Origin of the sequence: Microcella indica (genome assembly GCF_013414345.1) — a bacterium.
GTDB classification, from domain to species: Bacteria; Actinomycetota; Actinomycetes; order Actinomycetales; family Microbacteriaceae; genus Microcella; species Microcella indica.
The window spans coordinates 569,093-593,399 of sequence record NZ_CP058670.1; the positions used below are offsets into that span (position 1 = coordinate 569,093).

Below are 24,307 nucleotides of genomic sequence, written 5' to 3' on the forward strand. Positions count from 1 at the left end.
ATCTTCTCGACGCATCGCCGACCCACGGAAAGGACGCCATCGTGGTGACCACTGAGACCGGAACGCTGTTCCTCCACCCCGACCGCAACCTCGCGATGGAACTCGTGCGCGCCACCGAGGCGGCCGCGATCCGCTCGGCACCGTTCATCGGCAAGGGCGACAAGCTCGCCGCCGATGGAGCGGCTGTCGACGCCATGCGCAAGTTCCTCGGCACCGTCAACTTCTCGGGGCTCGTCGTCATCGGCGAGGGCGAGAAGGACAACGCCCCCATGCTGTTCAACGGCGAGGAGGTCGGCAACGGGCAGGGCCCCGCGTGCGACATCGCCGTCGACCCGATCGACGGCACGTCCCTCACGGCCGCGGGCCGCGGGCACGCCATCTCGATGATCGCCGTGGCGGATCGCGGGTCGATGCTCGACGCCTCGAGCGTGTTCTACATGGACAAGATCGTCGCGGGCCACGAGGGCATCGGCGTCCTCGATATCCGCCAGTCGGTCGAGGAGAACATTCGGGCCCTCGCCGCGGCGAAGAAGAAGCGTGTCGACGACATGCGCATCGCGGTTCTCGACCGCCCGCGGCACGCGCAGCTCATCGAGGAGATTCGCGCGACCGGTGCGGGCACGCGCATCATTCTCGACGGCGACGTGGCCGGCGGCATCAACGCTGCGCGCCACGACTCGCGCATCGACATGTGCATCGGCACCGGGGGCAGCCCCGAAGGTGTCGCGACCGCATGCGCCGTCAAGGCGCTCGGCGGCTTCATTCAGGGCAGGCTCGCGCCGGGCAGCGATGACGAGCGCGAGAAGGGCGAGGCCGCGGGTCTTCTCTTCGACCACGTCTACGAGGCGAACGACCTCGTGCGCAGCGACAACACCTTCTTCGTCGCGACGGGCGTGACCGACGGCGAACTCGTGCGCGGCGTGCGCCGCGAGGGCGAGATCATCACGACCGAGTCGATCGTGCTGCGCTCGCGCTCGGGCACCGTGCGCCGCGTCATCGCCGACCACCTCGTCGCGAAGTGGCTGGACTCCTGACGACTCGCCGAACGCGCTACAGCAGGTTCGGGATCTTCTGCTCCTCGGCGAGGTTCGCGCGGCGGAAGTAGAACGTCACGACCGTCGACACGATGACGATGAAGAGCGAGTAGAGCGCCGGCACGATGAGGATGAGCCCGATGTCGGGGCTGCCCGCGAAGGTCAGCAGCACGATCGCGATCGCGAGCGGGCCGTTCTGGATGCCCGTCTCGAGCCCGATCGTGCGAGCGTTCATCGGGTGCATGCGGATCGCCCGCGCGATGGCGTAGGCGATCGCGATGCCGAACAGCCCGAGACCGATCGCCACGAGGTAGGTCTGCCACGGCGTGGAGGTGAGCAGCGCCCAGTTGCGCGGCACCCACGTGGCCATGAGGAACACGATGAAGAAGAGGCCGAAGAAGCCGCCCAGCAGCTCCATGACGGCGCCGATGTTCGCGCTGTAGCGGCGCAGGATCATGCCGGCGACGACGGGGATGAGCAACGTCGCGAGCGTCACGACGATGTTGAGGATGGGAATCTGCAGCTCAGAGTCCGCGTCGAAGACGAGCGAGCCGTAGAACGCGAGCACGAGGGGGGTCATCAGGATCGCCCACAGGGTCGAGTTGGTCGTCATGATGACGCTGAGTGCGAGGTTGCCCTTCGAGAAGTACGTGAAGATGTTCGACGTCGTCCCGGCCGGCACGCAGCCCATGAGCAGAGCACCGAGGGCGACGGGAGCGGCGCACTCGCGCGGCAGCTGGAAGAGCACGGCGATCACCAGCAGGTAGGCGAGCAGTGGCATGATGCCGAACTGCGTGACGAACCCGATGATGAGACCCCACGGCCGGCGCAGGGCGGAGCGGAAGTCCCGCGGTGTGAGGCCGGCGCCAAGGCCGAACATGATGACGAAGACGAGGCCGACGAGCAAGACCTGCTCGAACTCGGTGACGACGGTCTGGGTCAGAACGATGAGCGAGCCGCCGGTCATGACAGCTCCCTTCCCTGGGTCTCGATACTCGCGGTCGCGGAGGTGACGCCGATGGCACGCAGCTCGCGGCGCAGGATCTTGCCGATGGGGCTCTTGGGCAGCTCCTCGACGAAACGCACCGACTTCGGCACCTTGTAGGCGGCGAGAGCCTCGCGGCAGTGCGCGATCACCTCGGCCTCGGTGGGCGGGTTCTCGGTGGCGACGATGTAGGCGCGCACGGACTCGCCGGTCTTCTCATCGGGCATCCCGATGACACCGACTTCGAGCACTCCCGGCATCGCGGCGATGCGCTCCTCGACCTCGTTCGGGTACACGTTGAAGCCGCTCACGAGAACCATGTCCTTCTTGCGGTCGACGATCGTGAAGTAGCCGTCCTCGTCCATCTGAGCAATGTCGCCGGTGCGGAACCAGCCGTCGAGCATCGCATTCGCGGTGTCGTCCGGTCGATTCCAGTAGCCGCTGGTCACCTGCGGCCCTCGGGCGATGAGCTCCCCGTCCTCGCCGACGTCCTCGCCGACGCCGTCCTCGCCGACGCATCGAATGTCGGTCGACGGCACGGGAATGCCGATGGTGCCATCCTTGCCCACCCCACCGAGCGGGTTGAACGTGAGGGCCGGAGACGTCTCCGTGAGCCCGTAGCCCTCCACGATGGGAGTACCGGTGACGCCGCGCCACCGCTCGGAGACCGACTCGTGCAGAGCCATTCCGCCCGCCGCCGAGGCGACGAGGTGTTTCGGCGGGTTCTCGGAGAACCACCGCTCGTTGAGGAGGGCGTTGAACAGTGTGTTCACGCCCGTCGTCCACGTGATCTTGTAGTTCTCGAATGCCCGCTTGAGGTTGCTGGGCGGCCGCGGGGACGGGATGAGGATGTTGCGTGCGCCCTCGTGGAAGAAGCCGATGAGATTCACCGTGAAGGCGAAGATGTGGTACATCGGCAGGGCCGTGAGCACGACCTCCTTGCCGGGGCGGATGTGCGTGCTGAGCAGCTGCATCATCTGCAGCGTGTTGGCGACGAGGTTGCCGTGGCTGAGCATCGCGCCCTTCGCGACGCCCGTCGTACCGCCGCCGGTGTACTGCAGGGCGGCGAGCGAGTCGGCGTCGAGATGCGCCACATAGCTCTCCGCCTTGCCGAGCCGCTCGCGGCCTGACGCGAGAGCCGCTTGCAGCCCCGTGTGCTCGACGGTGATGGCCGGCAGGGAGCGGTTCCACCACTTCTGCACGAGACGGATTACGCCCGCGATGACGGGCGGGAAGAACTCGCCGATGCGCACGGTGACGACGGTCTCGACGTCGGTCGGCGCGACCACTTCCGGCAACCGGTCAGCGAACATGTCGATGATCACGAGCGCCTTCGCACCGGAGTCGGAGAACTGGTGGATCATCTCGCTCGCGGTGTAGAGCGGATTCGTGTTCACGAGCACGCAGCCGGCCTTGAGGATGCCGAAGGCGACGACCGGGTAGCTCAGGCAGTTCGGCATCTGCACCGCGACGCGGTCGCCCGCCTTCAGGCCCACATCCTCGCGCAGGTATGCGGCGAAGGCGTCGGAGAGCGCCTCGACCTGCGCGTAGGTGAGCGAGCCGTTCATGCCATTGGGCATGCACTGCGTGAACGCGACGGTATCGGCATACTCTGCGGCCGCATTCGCGATGAGCTCCGGCAGAGTACGGAACGGCGGGGGCACGAGCTCGTGCTCGACATCGGCCGGGACTGCTGAAGGTTCTGGTGACTCGTCTTCTCCGGCACCCACGAAGCACTGGGCTTCACGTCAATGTCCTCCGGGCCTAGCTCAGGCGGGATCACCGCCTCGAGCGCGGCCAGGTTGCGCACCAGTGTCGGGTCGTCGGCGAGCTCTTCCCGCACCAACCGCGCGCGAGCGCGCACGTCGCCCGATAGGTATTCGGCGACCGGCACCAGCTGTCCGTGTTTCGCCGGGTCAGGGAACGTGAACGGGGTCACCAGGGCGACCGCGGCCGCTTCGTCGACGCCGAGCAGTTCCGCCACCAGGGGTACGCTGACGCGCCCTTCACGGTCCATGCTGACCGCGACGGCATCTTCCGGTGAGTCCACACGGGTCACCTCGTCGACGTAGCCGATGACACGTTTGGTGAAGATGTCCGCCTTGCGGGCGCGCCCGGAGTCTTCGTCGAAGATCTCCAACGCCGCCACGACTGCGAAGTGCGGGTCGCGGCGCAACTCCAGCAGCGCCCGTGGATATTTCCGCCTGACGATCTCTTCGCCGTCGTCGTCGAACTGCCCCGTGCCGCGCGTCTCGACCCGGTTGATGGGGCCATGCGCGCGCACGTAGTCGTCGTAGGAAGTGTTCAGCGTTGCCCGCAGCTCAGCCAGCAGGTCGCCGTCGTGGGATGACCGTGACTCTGCTTCCAGCACCGTCACCGCCGCATCGCGCAGGCCGATCAGTTTCCGCAGCTCACCTGAGACCGCTGCCGGCAGGCGCACTTCGACGCGACCGTTGATGCCTTGGGCGACGATCTGCCCCATCGCGTCAACCAGCAGACTTCCGACCACACCGCCGGGTTTCTGCGCGATGCGCGCCGGCGGCCTGTCAGTGACGATCTGGCCTTCGGCGGCCCATCCACGGCCCGCCCTGCGCGCACGGGTGGCGACGTCGATCGCCGCCGCACGGAACGCAGCGGCGATCGCGTCATGGCCACCGTCAGGCGGCGGCACGGTCGGCTCGAATCCGAACCGTCCCTGACGGGAGGCGAGTGTGCCAACAACCTGTGCTGGGTTCGCATAGATGTAGTCGCTCACGCGGACGGTGTTTCCGTCGATCAGCCGGTCAGAGGAGGTCAGCCGGTCGGTGCGGGACTGCGTATTCTCCCCCGGCAGGTGCCGACGGAACATCACCAGGTCTGTGACCGCATCGGTGCCGGCGACGTCATCGTGAGCGCCGGCAGGCAACCGCACGGCGCCGAGGAACTCCCCGAGCTCCGCCATCCGCTGACGGGCCGCGTCGTCTTTCGAGTCCAGCGTGAACCGGCTGGTGAGCACCGCGACGATTCCGCCGGGCTTGGTCATGGCCAACGACTTCACGATGAAGTGGTTGTGCATGGACAGCTTCTCGATGTTGTACGCCGGGTCGTACAGGGTCGCGTTGGAGAACGGCACGTTGCCGACCACTGCGTCGAACCCATCGCCGGTCAGTTGCGTGTCGGCGAACGACTCGATGCGGATCTGCGCTTGCGGATAGACCAACTGGCTGATGCGGGCCGTCGTCGGGTCCACCTCAACGCCCACCATGTGCACGCCGGCAGGGGCGGTGCCGATGAAGATGCCCGAGCCGCTTCCAGGCTCCAGCACCTCACCGGTGGTGACGCCGCTCTCAGCGAGCGCTTCCCAGATGCCGTGGGCGAAGTCGCGGGAGGTGTAGTGGGCGTTCAACACCGTGCGGCGTGCTGCCGCCCACTCCCCGTCGGTCCACAGTGCCTTTAGCTGTGCGCGCTCGTCGGCGTAGCGCGCGTCGTCCTCGTCGAACAGTTCCGGGGTGGCACCCCTCCCCGGCCAGCAAGCTAGAAGACGCCGCTCTTCTTCGGTCGGCGCTCGAGACTCAAGAACCAGCTGCTGGAGCACACGTCCTGCAGATACTCCCAACTGAACGCGCGCTCGTCCTCGCACAGTCGGAGCATCCGCCACAGCACGCGCAACTGCATCGGATTCATCGGCCAGGAAAGCCCCTGCGCTTTCGCCACCGGCTCCATCACCTTCGAAAGCGCCACCACCACCTCCGGCGCCCTCCGCAGCGACTGCTCCTGCTCCTTCGACATCCAGAACAGCGTCAGCGACCGGTACTCGCTGGACCACGCCAGCTCGTCCATCTGCTCCGAGTCCTCCACGTACTCCAGCAGCTCCAGAGCTATCGGGCTCGGCATGATCGGCGCGTTCCTCGCGTGCCGATACAGCAGCTGGAAAGCCTCCAGCGCGGTTGGCCTGGCGGTCAGAAAGTAGTTGCGCTCCGCTTTCGTGGTCCAGTACCCAAGTTCGGAGTATTCCGCTGTCTGCTCCGCGTAGGCGATCTTGTTTGCCACCATCCGGTCGTTCGTGAACAACCCCATCCGCTTCAGATACAGGTCGTCGGCCGACACCGTTCGACGGTTCAGGTCGATCTCCACCTGCCGCACCAGCTGCGGGTCCGGACTGAACTGATCGCTCATCGACATTCCTCTCCTCATCGCCGGCAGATGCCGGCGCGCCGTCGTCCGGGATTGGGTCTTCGAGCCCCCACAGGTCGAAAGACAACTGCATGTCACCGACATTCGAACCGCGCCTGCGAGCCATCGAAGCACTCCTCCACGTAGATGTGGAGGCTCACGACGTGTGAGCCTCCGTCTATAGGGAGAGGGTCGATAGTGCGCAGTGATCATGACATGACGAGCGGTCGCCTGAGACCATTGAGCTAGCCCGAATCACGATCATTGCCAAAGGCATGTCCGGGTTCGGCTAGCGAATACGCGACCGGACCCGCACAACCGGTCGCAACGCACGGCTCGACCGCTCGCGCATGGCACCAATCCAGAGGCCAGCGCCATAGGCGAGGTCGTCCAAGCGTCGGGCGATCGCGAAGGAGGCCAGCCCCATGCCGGTGGCGGTGCGCCGATGCTCGTACACGGCATCGGCGACCGCAGCCACGACCACCGCCCGCCCCAGTCTGCGCGACACGAGCGAGCCGACCGCAGCGACGGGCCACCAGTGGCGCGTGAGCAGTTCAGCGGTCTGCGCCGTCGCGGCGAGCGCCCCCAGGCCCGTGAGCCGCACGGCGATGCGCGCGCGATCGGGGGTCGGGCGCAAGCGTGAGCCGATGCGCACTGCTGCCAGTGCAGCCGCGCCGGCCGCGATCGGCAGCGACCAGCGTCGTTGAGCCAGCAGCGCGCCGACGAAAACGAGGGTCCATGGCGTGAAGACCGCGGGCGCGACGGTGTCGCCGTGGCGGGCCGCGAGGTCGTCTGCGCCCGTGCCGTAGAACGCCTTTCGTCCGAGCCAGTCGAGCACGGTGCGGCGATGCTCGTGCCGAGCTTCGACCGCGGGCTCGTATCGCACGCGCCACCCGTTCTTGACGAGCCGCCACACGAGATCGACGTCTTCCGCGACTCGCATACCGGGGGAAAATCCCGCGCCGATGACTTCGGTGCGCGCCACGAGACAGGCGGCGGGCAGCCACGACACTCGCGCGCCCGGGCGCACGTTGGCGGGCTCGGCGCCGAGGTCGAGCGACGATCGCGCTGCCTCGTAGCGCGTAATCCAGTTCGGGCCGGATTCGGGCTCGAGACCCACGATACGCGGTGCCACGAGGCCCACTCGCGGGTCGGCGAAGTGTCGTAGCAGGCGTGGAACCGTGTCGGCGTCGATGACCATGTCGCTGTCGATGAAGGCGACGAATGGCGTTGTCACAGCAGCTAGCCCCGCGTTTCGGGCGCTGGCAGGCCCGAGGTTCTCCGGCAAGGCGATCAGATTCGCACCGAAGCGATCGGCTACGTCGCGCACGGCCTTCGGATTCCGTGAGCAGTCGTCCACTACTATCACGGGAATGCCGCTCGGGATACTGGCGAGCAGCCGCGCGACCGCTTCGGGCCGATCGTGCACAGGCACCACAACCGTCACTGCCTCAGCCTGCTTGGGCAGCTCAGCGACCACCGGGTCGGCGATGCCGGCGTCGAGCAGTCGCTCGGCAAGCGCCGCGGTCGTGGGTGAGGTGACCACGAGGCGACCGCCCGTCAGCATCGCCCGCGCGAGTGCTGTCACGTAGAGCACTCGTGTCGGCACACCGCCGACAAGGGTGGCGCCGCCGTCAGCGACATGCGTGCGCCTGTTGAGGCGCACCGTGAAGCCGTTGGGCAGCTTCACGATCGAGCCTGCAGCTCGCCGTGTGCTCCCACTCGATCGAGCCCGATGCGCACGACCACCTCGTTCACTATCTGTGCGAGTAGTGTCTCGCCCTCGGCCGCGGTCGCAGCACGCGGGTCGCCGAGCACGCCGTTCGGCGTGACCTCGCGCAGTCGGCCCTCACGCAGGTGCGGCAGCAGGTCGCTGATCGGCTCAGTCGCACCCACCACGTTGTCGAACGCGCCGACGCGAGCTGGATCGAGGTGCAGCATGAGCGAAGTCTCGGTGAGGCCTGCGTGCGCGTCGCCGTTCGGTGCCCCCAGCCCGAGCCACGCGACTTCATGGCCCTCGGCGCGCAGGGTCGGCACGACCTCCCACAGCACGGGCGCATTGCCGCCGTGCCCCGCGATGAGCACCACCCGTGCCGCCCACGTGCGCGCCGAGCGCACGAGCTCGACGAGCAGCAGGCGCAGGGCATCCTGCCCGATCGAAAGCGTGCCCGCGAACCCCTGGTGCTCGCCACTCGACCCGTAGGCGAGCGCGGGCGCGACGACAGCGCCGAGCCGTTCTGCCGCCTCTCGCGCGACCGCCGCGGCGATGTCGGTATCGACCGAGAACGGCAGGTGCGGTCCGTGCTGTTCGGTCGAGCCGAGCGGCACGAGCAGTAGCGGCTCCATCGGCACCGACGGCCAGGCCGCCTCATCGAGTCGCGTCACGACGCCACCGTATCGGGCGGCTGCGACGGCTCAGCGCTCTCGTTCGAAATCGTCGGGCACGTAGATGTCGTCGCGCTCGAGTTCGCTCAACGCGCCGCGGCCGAGGCCGAGCACGGCCGAGTCGATGCCGCCGCGCATGATGTCGAGCACGTTCTCGACGCCGGCCTGCCCGTTGGCCGCGAGGCCCCAGAGGTAGGCGCGCCCAATCATGACGGCCTTCGCCCCGAGCGCCACAGCTTTCACGACGTCGCCGCCGCGCCGAACGCCGCCGTCGAGCACGACCTCGACCTGGTCGCCGACAGCGTCGACAATGCCCGGCAGCATGCGGATCGGCGCCGGAATCGTGTCGAGGTTGTTGCCGCCGTGGTTCGAGACCGAGATGGTCGTCGCACCGATGTCGATGGCCCGCTTTGCGTCGTCGACGCGGCCGATGCCCTTGAGCATGAAGGGGCCGCCCCACTGCTCGCGCAACCATTGCACGTCGTCCCACGTCGGAGGCGGGGTCGACATCCACTCGCCGTACGCCCCGAAGAACGTGGGAGGCTCGCCGCCTGCTCGGGGCTTGAGGTTCGGCGCCTTGAGATCGGGAATCTTGAAGGTCTTCGCGAACGACCACAACCACGGGATGCGCGGCAGCGCGTGCGGGGCGAAGTTCATGGCGGCGCCGAGCGTGAGTCGCTCCGGAATCTGCGGACTGCCCCAGTCACGACCGTTCGAGAACGACCAGTCGAGCGTTGCGATGAGGCCCTTGGCGCCGGCCGCCTTGGCCCGCTCGATGCGGTGGATCATCTCGTCGCGCTCGCCGCTCCAGTAGACCTGGAAGAGAGTGTTGGCGTTCGCCGCGACGACGTCTTCGACCGGCTTCGACGCGAACGAGCTCAAGCCCATGATCGTTCCGCGGTTGGCCGCAGCGCGTGCCACCGCGACCTCGCCCTCGGGGTGCACCGCCTGCACGCCGGTCGGCGAGATGATGACGGGCAGAGAGATGTCGATGCCCATGACCGAGGTCGACAGGTCGCGCACCGCGTGATGATCGGCAATGCGAGCGGCGAACCCCAGCTCGCTGTACGCCGCAATGTTGTCGTCGAGAGAGACGCCTTTCTCCGAGCCGGCGATGAGGGCGGCATAGACGGGACCAGGCAGTCGCTTCTTGGCGCGACGTTGTGCTTCGGCGACGGTCTCGAACCAGGCGTTCCTACTCATCGTGATTTCTCCTTGCAGTCATCGTGGGTGTGATCAAGTCGTGAAGATGCGGGTCAGCGCGGTCGCGACATCGCGGTGGGTGAGCACGGTCTGCATCGCCCCTCGTCCGGCTCGGGTCAGTTCTCGGGCGAGCTCGAGGTCGTGCTCGCCGCTGAGATCCAACACCACATCGAGTCGCGGCAGCCGCGCTGCGATCGGGCGCGGGTCGGGCCCTGCGTTGTGCACGCAGTCGGAGAGCAGCAGCACCCGGGCGTCTTGCGCGGGCCGCTTGCGCAGCTCTTTCGCCGCGAGCTCGAGGGGGAATCCGACATTCGTCAGCCCTCGAGCAGGGATGCTCGTCAGCAAGTCGAGCAGCCGGTCGGAGCTCTGGTGCTGGCCAAAGGTCTGCAGCACGGCCGCGTCTGACCAGAATGCGATGAGCGCCAGGTCGTCGTTCGACAATTCTCCCGCAAGGGCGCCGACGATCGCGGCCGCGGTGCGGATGCGCTCGCCTTTCATCGATCCCGAGACATCGACGACGAGCACGAGTGCCCGGCGCGTGCGCACCCGCTCGCGCACGATGATGTCTTCGTCGTCGGGCACCGGCTTCTCGGCGAGCATCTCGATGGTCTTGTCGAGATCGATCTCGTCGCTGCCGCGCCGGTAGGGCACACTGGCGAACGCCCCCGACCCCCGCTGCGAGCGCGAGTCTTTCTTCGGTCGCGGAATCATGAGACGCGAGGCGATCTGCCGCGCGAGCGCTCGCACCGCGGGGTCGAGCGTGCCCGACGCCTCGATCGGCACGAGTTCGGCGACCTCGTCGGTGAAGCCTTCGGCCGAGCCGCCCGGGCGCTGCTTCGCGTGCCCCGGTCGGCTTCCCGGCCGCGAGCGGAACACCATGCCCGCCCCGCCCTGCCCCGGCTCGAATACCGTCGGCTTCTGGTCGAGCTGCTTCGGGGTGCGCGAGAGCGGCCGCGCAGCCGTCGTCGACCTCTGACCCGAGCGCTTGCGTTGGATGGGCGAATCGAGGTGCAGTTCTCTTCATCCCGGCTTGGCCATCGCCGGCTCGAGCACGAAACGGTCTTCCCAAATCTCGCGGAGCACAGCCTCGGGCGTGATGTCGACGGCCTCATCAATGTGGATGCGACCCGACAGCGCGACAACCATGGCGTCGTAGACGAGCTCGGTGTACCGCTCGTGGTCGGAGCTTGCGATCGAGCGCAGGCCCGCGAGCTGCTCAGCGACGGCGACCAGGTCGATCGCGCCGCGCACGCTCGAACCCTGTCTGATGTACGGATGCTCACGGGTTGCCCGGGTGACCGCGACCGCATCGCCCACGAGCCGGTCTGCGATCGCGGATGTCGGCTTCGCTCGCAATCGCACGATGCTCTCCTCCGCCGGAGCATCCTGATAGTCGACCGACAGTCGATTGAGACGGTCGGTGATCGACGACGACAGCTTTGTCGTACCGACGTTGTCGTAGGGGTTCATCGACGCGATGACCCGGAAGGTTGGCAGCGCCTCGATCATGCCGACGCGCGGTATCGCGAGGCGCCGATCGGCCATCGCCGTCAGCAGCGTGTTGAGGGTGTCGTCGGGGGCGCGGTTGAACTCCTCGATGTAGAGGAACCCGCCCGTCTGCATCGCCTCGGTAAGCGGGCCCGGCACGAAGTTGTCGGGCGAGTAGTCCTCGCGCAGCACGCGCGAAGGGTTGTGGTGCCCGACGAGCTTGGCTGGCGTCAGATCGGCGTTGCCCTCGACGAACATGAGCGGAATGCCCCATTCGTTGGTGATCGCCCGCAACATCGTCGTCTTGCTCGTGCCGGGGGGCCCTTCGAGCACGATGTCGCGTCCGGCCGCGACGGCCGCGAGCGTGAGTTCGATCTCACGCTCGCGGCCGACGAGGTGCCCGGCGACCCGGTCACGGCTCGCCGAGACGGTGGAGGCGTCGGTCACTGAACCATCGATCCGGCGTCGACCGGCAACGTCACGCCCGTGATATATCGCGCCTCGTCGGATGCGAGGAACACCATCGCATTCGAGATATCGTACGGTTCGAGCATGTCGGCACCCATGGGGTTCATCTGCTGTGCCACAGCAATGACATCATCAGCAGTCGGGTTTTCAAGGTCTGGCCGAAATACTCTGGCGAGGACATCGTTCATCACCATGACGGTGTTGACCGTCCCCGGATGGACCGTGTTCACGCGAATTTGACTCGGTGCAAGCTCAAGCGCCAATGTCCGCATCAGTCCGACGAGAGCATGCTTCGACGCCACGTAGTGTGCGAAATTGGCAATCCCTGAGAGGCCAGCGACGGAACTCGTCATGATGATGGAGCCACCATTCGCGTTGTTCTTGAGGTGGGGGATCGCCGCCTTCGCCGTGCGCCAGACGCCGGCCACATTGATGTTGAGAGTGTCCATGAAGATGTCGTCCTCCATGTCCTCGGCGAGCGACGGCGCCGTGAACACACCTGCATTGCCGAGGACGACGTCGAGACGCCCGAGTTGGGCCACGCCGTCGTCAACCGCGGCCTTCACCCCCGCCCAATCGCGCACATCGGCCTTGGTCGCGATAATGCGCCGGTCGAGAGCCTCGACCTGTCTCACTGTCTCGTCCATGTCGGCCTGCGTCGCCGGTCCCGATGCCGAGCCTTTGATTTCATCCAAGACATCGAAGCCGATCACATCGGCCCCCTCCTCAGCGAACCGCAGCGCATGGCTGCGGCCTTGACTGCGAGCGACGCCCGAGATGAGAACTACTTTTCCGTCCAACCGTCCCATGATGATCTCCTTGCTTTCGATTTGTGTGTGAAAAGCGCCCCGCCTAGCGAGGTTCTGCCGTGCGGGGCGCCGCGACGTCGGTGTCGCAATCTACTTGACGAGCATTCCGGCATCGACGGGCAACGTGACGCCTGTGACGTAGCGCGCTTCGTCCGAGGCGAGCCAGACCATCGCGTTCGAGATGTCGACAGACTGAACCCAGCCCACGGGCAGAGCATTCATGACCTTGGCCGCCTCGAGGAAGTCGTCAACGCCGGGCTTGTCGAGATCGGGCCGGAAGAGCTTGAACGTGGCCTCGTTGTTGACCATGGGAGTGTCCACCGTTGTCGGATGGATGGAATTGACCCTGATCTTGTGAGGGGCCAGCTCGAGAGCGAGCGCTCGCATGAGGCCGACGACACCATGTTTCGCCGCGACATAGTGGCCGAGGTTTGCCAGGGCCGTTAGTCCAGCAGCGGAACTCGTCATGATGATCGATCCGCCACGCTCACCAGTCTTGATATGAGGGATAGCCGCGGCGCACGTGCGCCAGACGCCGTTGAGGTTGATATCCACGAGATCCGTGAATGCCTCCTCGCTCAACGATTCTGTCGGCCCCGTAAACGTCGACACTCCCGCGTTCGCCAGGACGACATCGAGTCGCCCAAGCTCGGCGACCCCGTCATCCACCGCTTTCTTGACTTGCTCCAGGCTGCGCACGTCGGCCTTCGTCGCGATGATGCGCCGATCGAGAGCTTCGACCGCGGCGACAGTCTCCTCCATATCAGCCTGTGTCGTGGGGTCGGACACAGACCCGGCAATCGGTTCGAGCACGTCGATACCGATGATGTCGGCGCCTTCCTCGGCGAACCGGATCGCGTGACTGCGACCCTGCCCCCGGGCGACACCCGTGATGAAAACCACTTTTCCATCTAAACGCCCCATTGCGTTCTCCGTTCTGTTTGGGTGCGGGTTTGCCGCACCTTGGTGTGCCGCGAACCGCGCGGCGCGGTGACGTCTGGTGTCGGGCGACTAAGCGCGCACCGGTGACGCGTTTACGCCGGGAATGAGCAGGTGCCCGGCGTCGACCGGAAGGGTGACGCCCGTTACGGCGGAGGCCAGATCGGAGTTGAGGTACAGCGCGGCGTCGGCGATGCGCTGAGGGCTCAAGAAGCCGTTGCCCTTGAGGGCGTGGAAGTGGTAGCCCGCCTCGAGCATGTCGTCTTCGGTGCCTTCGCCGGCGGGTTTGCCCGACATCATGTCCCAGGCGCCTTGCCAGCTCGTCATCGGCGTCAAGATCGCGCCGGGGTGCACGGAGTTCACGCGGATGCCGTGGTTCGCGTACTCGAGCGCGAGTGTCTTCATGAGGCCGACGACGCCGAACTTCGACGAGCAGTAGTGCGCGTAGTTCGCGCCGGGCTCGATGCCGTTGATCGACGAGGTGATGACGATCGATCCGCCGCCCTGCTCCATCATGTGCGGCAGCACGGCCTTCGCCGACTTCCAGACCCCCGTGAGGTTGACGGCGATCATGTCATCCCACTGCTCATCGGTGAGCTCGTGGGCGGGGGCGAGCGAGAAGATGCCGGCGTTGGCGATCAAGATGTCGATGCGGCCGAGACTCGCGATGCCCTCCGACACCGCTCGATCCAGATCGGCCTGCTTGCGCACGTCACCGACGACGGAGACGATGCGCCGGTCGAGATCTTCGACCTGCCGCACGGTCTCGTCGAAGTCGGCCTGCTGCGCCATCGGGTAGGCGACCGACTCGATCTGGTCGAGGGTGTCGATGATGATGACGTCGGCGCCTTCCTTGGCGCACGTGATGGCGTGGGCGCGACCCTGGCCGCGCGAGCCGCCCGTGATGAGGGCGACTTTTCCGTCGAGCATTCCCATGAGATGTCCTTTCGGGTACGACTGAGAGCCACGCCGGCAGGCGAGCGGGCGTGGGTGAGGCGAGTGTGTGAGGCGCTGAGCGTGCTGGGTTCGAGCGTGGTCTCGGGTGCGGCGGCTCCTAGTGGTCGGTGCCGCAGGCGCAACCCGCGGCGGTCGTCGTCGGTGAAAACCCGGCGAGCGGGCTCTCGGCGCAGGCGTGCGCCGGGGGTGCGTCCGGTCGTCGGACGCTGAGAGTCAGGGGCACGGGGCCCGCCCCGCCGCGCGGCCGCGGCGGCGAAGTGCGGTGCGAGTGGTCGCCCGAGGGCTTCGGCAGAGCATCCTCGGCCCGCTCGGCCAGCAGCTGCTCACCGAAGCCGCGCACGCACTCGGGGTCGGGGCCGTCGATCGGCAGGCCCGTGAAGAACTTCGCCGCCATGCAGCCGCCGCGGCACGAGTCGTAGAACGAGCAGCTCGCGCACGCCCCGCCGCCCGTCGGCTCGCGCAGCCGCTGGAAGAGCTCGCTCTCCCGCCACACAGCCTCGAACCCGCCCGGCTCGCGGATGCTGCCGGCGAGGAACTCGTCGTGGATCGCGAAAGGACAGGCGTAGACATCGCCGATGGGATCGATGAGGCACACCACGCGGCCGGCACCGCACAGGTTGAGACCGGGCAGGGCGCTGCCGAAAGCCGACAGGTGGAAGAACGAGTCGCCCGTGAGCACTCCCTCTCCGTGGGCGACGAGCCAGTCGTACAGCTCGCGCTGCTGCTCGGGCAGGGGGTGCAGGTCGTCCCACACGTCCGCACCGCGGCCGCTCGGGCGCAGGCGCGTCAGCCGCAGCTGCGCGTCGAAGCGATCCGCGATGGCCTTGAACTCGTCGAGCTGCGGAATGTTCTCCCGTGTGCACACGACGGAGATCTTGAAGCCGCGGAAGCCCGCGTCGGCGAGGTTCTGCATCGCGCGCATGGCGGTGTCGTACGACCCGGGGCCCCGCACGTGGTCGTTGACCTCGGCGGTCGCACCGTCGAGGGAGATCTGCACGTCGACGTAGTCGCTCGCGGCGAGGCGCTGGGCGATCTCGGGGGTGAGCTTGATGCCGTTGGTGGAGAACTTCACGCCCACCTGGTGGTCGGTGGCGTAGTCGACGAGCTCCCAGAAGTCGCTGCGAACGGTCGGCTCGCCGCCGCCGATATTGACGTAGAAGACCTGCATGCGCTGCAACTCATCGATGACGGCCTTGCACTCCTCCGTGGTGAGCTCGCGCGGGTCGCGCCGACCGGAGCTCGACAGACAGTGGCTGCAGGAGAGGTTGCAGGCGTACGTGAGCTCCCAGGTCAAGCAGATGGGAGCATCCAGACCGGCCTCGAAGTGGCCGATGAGGGTGCTCGAGGTGCGAGCGGGGGCGACCGGCGACGTCTGTACTGGCGATGGGGCGACGAGCGTCATGCCGCCACCTCGTTCGCGGGTCGGCTCTCGAGCATCGTCGAGTGCACTAGCGTCGCGACGGCGCGCCGGTAACGCTCAACCTGAGCATCGGGCACGGCAGCCTCGGCGAGAGCCTGAGCCAGAGTGCGGGTGCCGTCGCAGGCCCTTACGGCATCGAGCAGCACGCGATCTTTGAGAAAGCTCAGCTGTCGGGTGCCGAAGTGGTACAGCAGGGCACCGAAGGGTTCGGGCCGAATCGAGACGCGAGGGTGAACTGTGAGTGTGGCGTCGAGCCTGATGGAGTCCATGAGGGGCTCAATACACCCCGCACATTCCATCGATCGAGACTTCTTCGACGAGCGATTCCTCGTCGACAAGTTCGTCGATCGGGGCCTCAGGTCGGTTGTCGGCGTGGCTCATGGCATGCTCCTCCGCGTAGGGTTTCTGACATCGGTGTCGGATTCTCCCAGTGCTCAGTACGGTAGTGGCACTCAGTGCCGAAGGGAAGAGGCAGGTGATGAGAGTTGAGTGAGTTCGTAGACGCGGCGGCCAACCCCGTGGTGCGCATCGGGCGTCATCCCGCCACAACGCATGTCGAGATAAGCCACACGGGCCTGCGGTTGTTCATCGAGCGCGGCTTCGATCAGGTCACAGTTGATGAGATCGCCGCGGCCTGCGGCATAGGACGCCGCACTTTCTTCCGATACTTCCCCTCGAAGAACGACCTGCCCTGGGGTCAGTTCGACGACATGCTGCGAAGCATGCGCGAGCACCTCGACTCCCTGCCGCGCAGTGTCCCGTTGAGGGACACCCTCCGCATCGCCATCGTGGTCTTCAACCGCACACCTCCCGAAGAACTGCAGTATCACCGCGAGCGGATGACGCTACTGCTCACGGTGCCCTCCCTCGTCGCGCACTCGACCATCCGCTACGAGTCGTGGCGCCAGGTGATCGCCGATTTCGTCGCCGAGCGACTCGACACCTCGCCGAGCGGCCTCCTGCCCCAAACAATTGGCTGGGCGTGTCTCGGTGTCTCGATCGCCGCCTACGAGCAATGGCTCAAGCACGAAGACGCATCACTGAGCGACTTGCTCGACCAGGGCTTCCTCGCCGCTCGCGACCTCATGCTGCTCGACGAGCCCGGCCCGCGCTGATGACCCCTCGCGCGCCCGATGTGATTGTGGTCGGGGCGGGAGGCTCGGGTGCTCCGCTCGCGGCTCGACTCGCTGAAAGGGGCGAGCGCGTGCTGCTGCTCGAGGCCGGCCCAGTGCCCGCACCCCACTCGACGCGGGACGGTTCGAGCCTCGCCGCGGCCGTCCCCGGGCATCCACTCGCGGTCAGCTACCGCGGCACCCTCACGCCGGGTCGCGATCACACGGTGGTGCGCGGGCTCGTCGCGGGCGGCTCGACGGCGATCAACGGCGCCTACTTCAGGCGCCCGCGCAGTCGCGACCTTGATAGCTGGGCCGCCGTCGCGGCCGACCACCGCTGGAGCGCCTCGGCTACTCTGCCGCTCTGGGCCGAGATTGAAGGTGACCGCGAGTACGGGCATCGCGGCTCGGGCCCAATGCCCATCACACGCAGCTCCCTCGACCATCCGCTCAGCGCCGCACTGCTCACCGCTGGAGTAGAGCTCGGTCTACCGTTTGTCCCTGACCAGAACGCCAGCCCCGACCCGCCGCCCGGAGTCGGCGCGTTGCCCACAAACACTCGCGACGGGCAGCGCTGGAGCACGGCGCGCGCCTGGCTAGAGCCCCCAACTTCAGGGCTCACCATCCGGGGCGGATGCACCGTGACGCGCGTTCTCTTCAATCGAGGAGGGCAGACGACCGGTGTCGAAATCGTCGTCGACGACGCGGTCGAGGCCATCAGGGCTGACCGCGTCGTGTTGTGCGCCGGTGCCATCGCCACTCCACAGCTACTCGTGCACAGCGGTGTCGGCCCACCGGGCGCGGTGCGCGCAGCGGGCGCGACCGTCGTGCGGGATCTGCCAGTGGGGGCGCAACTACACGACCACCCGCAGCTCGAGCTGCGTTTTCGAGTGCCGACCGAGGTGCTGGACCACCCGACCGAGACGACGCTTGGGGTGGTAGTGCACGGCTCCAGCCGTTGTGACCCCGGGACGAGCGCGGAGGACGTGCCCGGTGACGTCGAGGTGCTCTCAGTGCTGCGTCCCATGGGTCGTCTGCTCGACAGCGACACAGGTGACACTAGCCTCAGCGTGCTGGTCTCTGCGCTGCGCACAGAGCAACCGGGCCAGCTATTGCTTGACAGTGGCGGGATACCACGGCTCGACTTTAGATATCTTCGCACCCCTGGCGATCGCGCGCGCTTACGGGTCGCCGCGCGACTCGCTGCCGCCCTACTCGCGAGTGAGCCACTCCTACAGATCGGCGTACGGCCGGAGTATCCATCGCTCGAAGGTGGTCTCGACGACGATGCCCTTGACGATTGGATGCGCGGCCGTCTTTCGACAGCGCTGCACAGTTGCGGCACGACGCCCATGGGCACCGACCCTTCAACGTCGGTCGTCAATGGCCGCGGTGCCGTGCACGGGATCGAAGGTCTGCACATCGCCGACCTCGGCATCCTGCCGACCACGCCAACGAGTGGTCCCGCGGCGAGCGCCGTGCTCGTCGGTCTCGTGATCGCAAACGCGTTGTGATCTGCAAGAGGGGATAGACGTCAATATTGAAGGGTTTGGCGAAAGCGAATTGAGGAGAGTACATCCATCCTGATGTGAGGCCGCAGACGTTAAAGAGGAAGACCGGGCATGATGGTCTCTTTCTCGTGCGCTCGAACCGGCACTAAAGATCGGTTGTCAAGAGTTCGTTTTTCACGCCCGCGGAGATAGGCAACCTGGCTGGAGCGACGTAGGAACGAGCATCGCCACCCCGCACGTGTCCTGAAAAGCGTCCTTGAGCTGAATCGCGCCCGGCCGCACGGCCGACCACGACGCTGGTCAGCGCGAAGCCTCGGTTCATGCCCGCTCAAACATGAACGCGGCGTTCGACCTGGAATCCGGTTTGCCGTCTCGCATCCACAAGCACCAGACCGGATAGGAACAATGCCCTAGCGCCGGTCGTCGTCCAGGTACGGGGGCATGAGCTGTCCCTCCGAGAGCGCCTCGGCGAGGATCTCCTGCTCAATGCGAGTGGAGAGCGGCTTCTGGACGATGAAGCACAAGACGATCGCGGCGGCGATGGCGAGGGGGACCATGAAGATGAAGATCGGCATGAGTGCCTCGTTGTACGAAAGTATGATCGGCAGTCGGAGCGCGTCAGGCAGGTCGCTGACAGCCGCAGGGGTCAGTGAGTTGCCGCTCCCGCCTCCACTTCCTGCTTGCGGCAGCCGCTCGGCAAGCAGCGAGGTAAGCCGGGCGGCGAACACCGAACCGACCACGGCGGAGCCGAGGCTGCCGCCGACTTGGCGGAAATAGTTGTTCGACGCGGTCGCGGTTCCGACCATGCGGTGCGGGAAGGAGTTCTGCACCACGAGCGTGAGAATCTGCATGCTCGAGCCGAGGCCGAGGCCGATCACAGCAAGGGCGACGCAGATCTCAAAGATCGGAGTGTCCACTTTCACCGTGGACAGCAGCCACATACCGACGGCAAGAATCACCGAGCCGATGATCGGGGGCAGCTTGTACTTTCCCGTCCGCGAAACCAGTTGCCCGGTGCCGATGGACGTCACGAGCAACGCCCCCATCATGGGGATCATCAGGAACCCCGCCTCCGTGGCGGTCGCCCCGGTGGCCATCTGAAGATAGGTCGGCATGTAGCCGATTGCACCGAACATCGCGATGCTGGTGAGCAAGGCGGCGACTGTCGTCAAGTTGAAGTTTCGGTCGCGGTAAAGTGCGAGCGGCATAACCGGTTCGGAGACACGTGTCTCGACAAGAACGAAGATGCCCGCGCACACTACCGCGCCGACAATGAGGCCGATGATTGTGGGCGAGTTCCAGTCGAAAGTCGACCCGCCCCAGGTGGCAATGAGGACGATCGCGGTAGTGGCAACTCCTAGCGTGGCCATGCCGAGGTAGTCGACCTTCGGTCGCTCCTGATTGTTCTTGGCAGGAAGGCGCAGGAGCAGGGCAGTGGCAACGATGGCCAGGATGCCGAGAGGGATGTTGATCAGGAAAGCCCAACGCCATCCCGGCCCCTCGGTAAACCAACCGCCAAGAAGCGGGCCGGCGACGGAGGACACGGCGAAGACCGCGCCGAGAACGCCCATATACCGACCGCGGTCCCGCGCAGGGACGACATCGGCGATCGCCGCCTGGCTGAGGATCATGAGGCCACCACCACCGAGCCCCTGCACGACGCGGGCAAAGATGAGAGCTCCCATGTCGCTCGCGAAAGCCCCCAGGACCGAACCGATGACGAACAAGACGATGGCGACGAGTAGCACCGGCCTTCGACCGAACGAGTCGCTCACCTTGCCGTAGACAGGCATGACAATGGTGGACGCAAGCAGGTAGGCAGTGATGACCCAGGTCATGTGCTCCACGCCGTCGAGCTCGCCAACGATCGTCGGGAGCGCGCTGGACAGCACAGTCTGACTGAGCGAAGCGAGCAGCATAGTGACAAGAAGCGCACCAAAGAGGAGCGTGATGTTGCGGGATGTGCCGGTCTGGGTCGGCGATGCCAATGCAGCTGGGTGAGTCACTTTGCTTCTTCCATTACGGTGCGGAACAGTGCGATTGCAGCGTCCAGGTCGGTGTCAGATGGGATGCCGCCGAGCGAACCGCCGCGCTCGAACGCAAAGCGAATGGTCGTGCCGGCGAGCACGACGAGTGCGCGAAGCGAGGCGGGGAGAGCCTCCGGAGCGCCCGCCAGGCTGATACGCCCGGTTGCGACTCGGTCCTCGAGGAGTTCTTCGACGAGGTGTTCTGCCTGGGCAACGTGCCGGGTGAGGTGGACTCGCAGTTCGGGGAAGCGTTGGACGAGGTCGCGGCGAATCGCAAGATCCGAATGGTCGCGAACGGTGGTCGACGAGACCGCAGCGAAGAGCCGGACAGTGCGAGTGAAGAGATCCGTATCGCGTGCATCGAAGGCGGTGATGGCACCGCCGGGCATGACTGGCGACTGGATGCCGAGCACCGCTTCCTCCTTGCTCGAGAAATAGTTGAAGAAGGTGCGAGGTGAGACGCCCGCTCGGGCAGAGATTGCGTCAATGGTTGCACCGGTCAAGCCATGTTCCAGGGCTAGGTTCGCCGCGGCCTCGCGGAGGGCTGCCCACGTGGCGGCGCGGTGCCGCTCCCTAAGCGGCGGCAGAGCGATCTCTTGCACCGGTATAAACTATGCAGTTATGCAACTTTGCGCAAGTGTAATCATTGACGGGCGCCTCTGGCGGACGCCGGGCGCGCTTTCGCTCTGCTCACGCCCCGCGCCAGGTATCTCGCAAGGCGCTCCGTGGATCCAGCCATAGTTGCCCATAGAATAATGTTGCATTTTGGGCAGTTTGCGGTTGGGGCATGACTGGGCTACGAGAAGACAAGCGTGCGGTGACCTCGCGGCTGCTTGCTGAGTCGAGTTTCCGTCTGGCGGTCGAGCGTGGGATGGACGGTTTTGTGATTGACGAAGTCACTACCGCCACCGGTTACTCCCGGCGAACGTTCGCCAACCACTTCTCCTGCAAAGAGGAGGCGGTTGCAGCGGTAGTGGTGATCGATGCGCTCCAGGTGCTGAAAGGTATGCGCGTCGAGTCGGGCGAGACGGCCATCGACGCACTTGAACGGGCGATACGCTCGCAATTGAATCAGGGCAACGTTGAGCGATTGACACAGTTGCAGGACTTGGCACGCGACCACCCTGCTCTGCGCCCGTACTTGCTCGCCACCTATGGCCAGGTCATGCGACCACTCCTCAGCGCCCTCGGCATGACCACTGGCGGCGTCGGTGCTGACCTTGACACCCTGCTATTGGTGAACGCCTGCTGTGGGATCTTCAGCGCAATCACTTTGGGTGAGATCGCCCTCCCGGCGCGCGGTGACGACGCGCTGCCCACACTCGCCCACAACATGGATCCGCTCATCAACGTGATGTTCGCCAGACTTCGCTCTGGTTTCGCGAACACTCGGTAACACACAACTGCCACCGGCAAACCCAGGAGTTCACATATGTCAAGCCTTCTCTACCGCCTCGGCCTTTCCTCGTTCCATCGACCTTGGATCGCGATCAGCGCCTGGGCTCTCGTCCTGGGGGTGCTCGGCGCCGTAATTGCGGTGGGAGGCGTACAGCTCACATCGAACCTGTCTATTGACGGCACTCCGTCCCAGGATGTCCTCGACACGCTCGCCGATGAGCTGCCCGACGCGGCGCGTGGCCAAGGGAGCTTCATCCTTACCGCCGAAGACGGCAGCTCGGTTGCCGAGCCGGAGCGTGTCGAGGTGATTATGGACGTGGTCGAATCGGTCTACGGCACAGAGCACGTCGTAGGGTCCGTCGAGGAGGCGCAGCAACCGTTCGTCGAGCAGCTCGAAGCCCTCATGTCCCAGGCCGCTGCGCTTCCCGCAGCGGAACAGGCGGCATACCTGGCGCAGATCCAGCAGCAGGCAGACGCGCAGATCCAGCAGCAGATCGACGACTATGGGTTCGCGCCGCTGATCGTCGACGGGCTTCCCATCCCGCAGGTGCTGATCTCCGAGGACAAGAGTGCAGCTCTGTTCCAGTTCGCACTCGATCAGCAGGTGCAGTCGATGGGATCCGCTGACATCGAGAAGATCATCGCGGCCGGCGAGGCCTACGACGGAGAGGCCGGCCTGACCGTCCTGCCCGGCGAATCACTCAAGTTCGCGCTGCCCGCGCTGGGCGCCGCCGAGATCGTGGGCGTCTTGATCGCAGCTGTCGTGCTGGTACTCGTTCTCGGCTCGTTCTTGGCAGGCGCCCTGCCCTTGGTGACCGGCATCGTCAGCGTCGGCGTGGGCGTGGGAATTGCCATCGCGTCCGCTGCTGGCGAGCCGATCAACCTGATGACCCCGATCCTCGCCGTCATGATCGGGCTTGCGGTCGGCATCGACTACTCACTGTTCATCGTCAACCGCCAACGCAACCTGATCAGGGTCCAGCAGCTCACCGCTCGCGAGGCCACCGGCCGTGCAGTTGGCAGCGCAGGCTCGTCCGTCGTGTTTGCCGGACTCACCGTTGTCGTCGCACTCGTCGGCCTCGCCGCCGTGGGCGTCTCGATGCTCACCGCGATGGCCCTCGTCGCGGCCGGAACCGTCACCGTCGCCGTCCTGGTGGCCCTGACCCTGCTGCCCGCCGTCCTCGGCCTTGTCGGCGAAAGGGTCGTCTCCGTCAAAGCACGCGCCACGGGCGCGACCGCGGATCAACACCACCGCATCGCACGCGGATGGTCCGGGTTCATCGTCAAGCGCCGCTGGCTAGTGCTCCTGGGCACCACGGTCATCATCGTACTTGCGGCCCTACCCGCCACGAACATGACCCTGGGGATGCCCACCGGCGGCAACTCGAGCCCGGACTCATCCGCCCGGCAGAGCTACGATGCGGTCGGCGATTCGTTCGGCGCCGGCTTCAACGGGCCGCTCATTGCGGTCGCCGAGGCCGAGGCCGGGTCCAACTTCGACGAGGAACAGATCACAGAGATCACGACACGGATCTCCGACGCGGACGGCGTGCGGCTAGCCCAGCTGATCGGCACCAGCGACGACAACGCCACCGTCGCCTTCATGGTCATCCCCGAGACCGGGCCGGGCGACGAGCGGACCGCGCACCTCGTGGACGAGCTGCGTGAAACGGCCGTGGACGGTTCCGGCGACGGCGCAACGCTGGGAGTCACCGGGCTCACTGCTGTGATGATCGACATGACCGAGAAGATGGCTGAGGTCTTCCCGATCTATATCGCCATCATCGTGATCCTGTCGATGATCATCCTGCTGTTCGCCTTCCGCTCCGTGCTGCTGCCAATACTCGCTACCGGCGGCTTCGTGCTATCCATCCTGGCGACCCTGGGCCTGACGACTCTGGTATTCCAAGACGGCTGGCTAGGCGGCTTGTTCAATGTGGAGCCCGGCACTCCCCTTGTGCCGGTCATCCCCATTATCGGCACCGGCATCCTGTACGGACTGGCGATGGACTACCAGGTGTTCCTGTCCTCGTCGATGCGCGACCACTTCCTCCGGGGCGAAAGCCCGCAGCAGGCCATAGTCAACGGGTTCTCGGCCACCTCGCGCGTCGTGGTCGCCGCAGCGATCATCATGGCATCCGTCTTCGCCGGCTTCATCTTCTCCCCGGAGACGATGATCGCCCAGATCGGCTTCACCCTCGCTATTGGTGTGCTCATCGACGCGTTCCTGGTGCGCATGACCCTCATCCCCGCGGCGTTCGCGATCCTTGGTCGGGCGACCTGGTGGGCACCCCGCTGGCTCCAGCGGATCCTTCCCGACCTCGACATCGAAGGGCACAAGCTTGAACAGCAACCCGACGGACGGATGCATTCGGAACTGTCAGCCCAGGAGCCGTCGCGCTGAGGCATTTCCGTCGTC

At 66.1% G+C, this 24,307-nt stretch carries 22 protein-coding genes; 5 read left to right on the forward strand and 17 right to left on the reverse strand.

Annotated features, from left to right (window positions below):
• Nucleotides 1–95 precede the first annotated feature (95 nt).
• Nucleotides 96–1,034, forward strand: coding sequence for a class II fructose-bisphosphatase (glpX, locus tag HUJ41_RS02825; protein ID WP_152582222.1), 939 nt, complete (start codon nt 96–98; stop codon nt 1,032–1,034).
• Nucleotides 1,035–1,050: 16 nt separating this feature from the next.
• On the opposite strand, the gene HUJ41_RS02830 is transcribed toward glpX, so the two are convergent.
• The 15 genes from HUJ41_RS02830 to mftA form a co-directional block, all read right to left on the reverse strand.
• A complete protein-coding gene (locus tag HUJ41_RS02830) occupies nt 1,051–2,001 on the reverse strand; it encodes a bile acid:sodium symporter family protein (protein ID WP_179873275.1) in 951 nt (316 codons plus the stop codon).
• Entirely contained in the window at nt 1,998–3,599 is a 1,602-nt protein-coding gene (locus HUJ41_RS02835; RefSeq protein ID WP_246299293.1) for an AMP-binding protein, read from the reverse strand. The genes HUJ41_RS02830 and HUJ41_RS02835 overlap by 4 nt, the downstream gene beginning before the upstream one ends.
• The gene (locus HUJ41_RS12635; protein ID WP_218925628.1) at nt 3,584–5,593 is read right to left on the reverse strand and encodes a hypothetical protein; all 2,010 of its coding nucleotides are present in this window, start codon (nt 5,591–5,593) and stop codon (nt 3,584–3,586) included. The genes HUJ41_RS02835 and HUJ41_RS12635 overlap by 16 nt, the downstream gene beginning before the upstream one ends.
• Nucleotides 5,533–6,174 carry a hypothetical protein gene (locus HUJ41_RS02840; protein ID WP_179873277.1) on the reverse strand — a complete coding sequence of 214 codons (642 nt, stop codon included), beginning with the start codon at nt 6,172–6,174 and terminating at the stop codon, nt 5,533–5,535. The genes HUJ41_RS12635 and HUJ41_RS02840 overlap by 61 nt, the downstream gene beginning before the upstream one ends.
• A gap of 286 nt (nt 6,175–6,460) precedes the next feature.
• Entirely contained in the window at nt 6,461–7,861 is a 1,401-nt protein-coding gene (gene mftF, locus HUJ41_RS02845) for a mycofactocin biosynthesis glycosyltransferase MftF (protein ID WP_179873278.1), read from the reverse strand.
• Nucleotides 7,858–8,556 carry a mycofactocin biosynthesis peptidyl-dipeptidase MftE gene (gene mftE, locus HUJ41_RS02850; RefSeq protein WP_224744541.1) on the reverse strand — a complete coding sequence of 233 codons (699 nt, stop codon included), beginning with the start codon at nt 8,554–8,556 and terminating at the stop codon, nt 7,858–7,860. The genes mftF and mftE overlap by 4 nt, the downstream gene beginning before the upstream one ends.
• Nucleotides 8,557–8,586: 30 nt before the next feature.
• Nucleotides 8,587–9,759: a pre-mycofactocin synthase MftD gene (gene mftD, locus HUJ41_RS02855; RefSeq protein WP_152582073.1), complete on the reverse strand. Its 1,173-nt coding sequence runs from the start codon at nt 9,757–9,759 to the stop codon at nt 8,587–8,589.
• A gap of 33 nt (nt 9,760–9,792) precedes the next feature.
• Nucleotides 9,793–10,638, reverse strand: a complete 846-nt coding sequence (locus HUJ41_RS02860; protein ID WP_152582072.1) for a vWA domain-containing protein — start codon at nt 10,636–10,638, stop codon at nt 9,793–9,795.
• A gap of 141 nt (nt 10,639–10,779) precedes the next feature.
• Entirely contained in the window at nt 10,780–11,694 is a 915-nt protein-coding gene (locus tag HUJ41_RS02865) for an AAA family ATPase (protein WP_179873279.1), read from the reverse strand.
• Nucleotides 11,691–12,524, reverse strand: coding sequence for a mycofactocin-coupled SDR family oxidoreductase (locus HUJ41_RS02870; RefSeq protein WP_152582071.1), 834 nt, complete (start codon nt 12,522–12,524; stop codon nt 11,691–11,693). Before HUJ41_RS02870 ends, HUJ41_RS02865 begins: the two co-directional genes overlap by 4 nt.
• Nucleotides 12,525–12,614: 90 nt before the next feature.
• Nucleotides 12,615–13,448, reverse strand: a complete 834-nt coding sequence (locus tag HUJ41_RS02875; RefSeq protein ID WP_152582070.1) for a mycofactocin-coupled SDR family oxidoreductase — start codon at nt 13,446–13,448, stop codon at nt 12,615–12,617.
• 87 nt (nt 13,449–13,535) lie between these two features.
• Nucleotides 13,536–14,399, reverse strand: a complete 864-nt coding sequence (locus HUJ41_RS02880; protein ID WP_152582069.1) for a mycofactocin-coupled SDR family oxidoreductase — start codon at nt 14,397–14,399, stop codon at nt 13,536–13,538.
• Nucleotides 14,400–14,517: 118 nt separating this feature from the next.
• Nucleotides 14,518–15,822 (reverse strand): mycofactocin radical SAM maturase, encoded by a 1,305-nt coding sequence (mftC, locus tag HUJ41_RS02885; protein WP_179873280.1) that lies wholly within the window; start codon nt 15,820–15,822, stop codon nt 14,518–14,520.
• Nucleotides 15,819–16,109, reverse strand: a complete 291-nt coding sequence (mftB, locus tag HUJ41_RS02890) for a mycofactocin biosynthesis chaperone MftB (RefSeq protein ID WP_152582067.1) — start codon at nt 16,107–16,109, stop codon at nt 15,819–15,821. The genes mftC and mftB overlap by 4 nt, the downstream gene beginning before the upstream one ends.
• 7 nt (nt 16,110–16,116) lie before the next feature.
• Nucleotides 16,117–16,221, reverse strand: a complete 105-nt coding sequence (gene mftA, locus HUJ41_RS02895; protein WP_152582066.1) for a mycofactocin precursor MftA — start codon at nt 16,219–16,221, stop codon at nt 16,117–16,119.
• Between the two features lie 104 nt (nt 16,222–16,325).
• Here mftA and mftR point away from each other — a divergent pair, with 104 nt between their 5' ends.
• Both mftR and HUJ41_RS02905 read left to right on the forward strand, forming a co-directional pair.
• On the forward strand, nt 16,326–16,955 hold the full coding sequence (gene mftR / locus HUJ41_RS02900) for a mycofactocin system transcriptional regulator MftR (RefSeq protein WP_179873281.1): 630 nt from the start codon (nt 16,326–16,328) through the stop codon (nt 16,953–16,955).
• Nucleotides 16,955–18,466: a GMC family oxidoreductase gene (locus HUJ41_RS02905; protein WP_165638013.1), complete on the forward strand. Its 1,512-nt coding sequence runs from the start codon at nt 16,955–16,957 to the stop codon at nt 18,464–18,466. The genes mftR and HUJ41_RS02905 overlap by 1 nt, the downstream gene beginning before the upstream one ends.
• Nucleotides 18,467–18,873: 407 nt before the next feature.
• Here HUJ41_RS02905 and HUJ41_RS02910 read toward each other — a convergent pair whose 3' ends face one another.
• Both HUJ41_RS02910 and HUJ41_RS02915 read right to left on the reverse strand, forming a co-directional pair.
• A complete protein-coding gene (locus HUJ41_RS02910; RefSeq protein WP_179873282.1) occupies nt 18,874–20,469 on the reverse strand; it encodes an MDR family MFS transporter in 1,596 nt (531 codons plus the stop codon).
• Nucleotides 20,466–21,092 (reverse strand): TetR/AcrR family transcriptional regulator, encoded by a 627-nt coding sequence (locus tag HUJ41_RS02915; RefSeq protein ID WP_179873283.1) that lies wholly within the window; start codon nt 21,090–21,092, stop codon nt 20,466–20,468. The genes HUJ41_RS02910 and HUJ41_RS02915 overlap by 4 nt, the downstream gene beginning before the upstream one ends.
• Before the next feature lie 215 nt (nt 21,093–21,307).
• Between HUJ41_RS02915 and HUJ41_RS02920 the strand changes: the two genes are divergently transcribed.
• Together HUJ41_RS02920 and HUJ41_RS02925 are read left to right on the forward strand one after the other, a co-directional pair.
• Nucleotides 21,308–21,886: a TetR/AcrR family transcriptional regulator gene (locus tag HUJ41_RS02920; RefSeq protein WP_179873284.1), complete on the forward strand. Its 579-nt coding sequence runs from the start codon at nt 21,308–21,310 to the stop codon at nt 21,884–21,886.
• Between the two features lie 36 nt (nt 21,887–21,922).
• Complete coding sequence (locus HUJ41_RS02925; protein ID WP_179873285.1) at nt 21,923–24,292, forward strand: MMPL family transporter; 2,370 nt, start codon at nt 21,923–21,925, stop codon at nt 24,290–24,292.
• Nucleotides 24,293–24,307 lie beyond the last annotated feature (15 nt).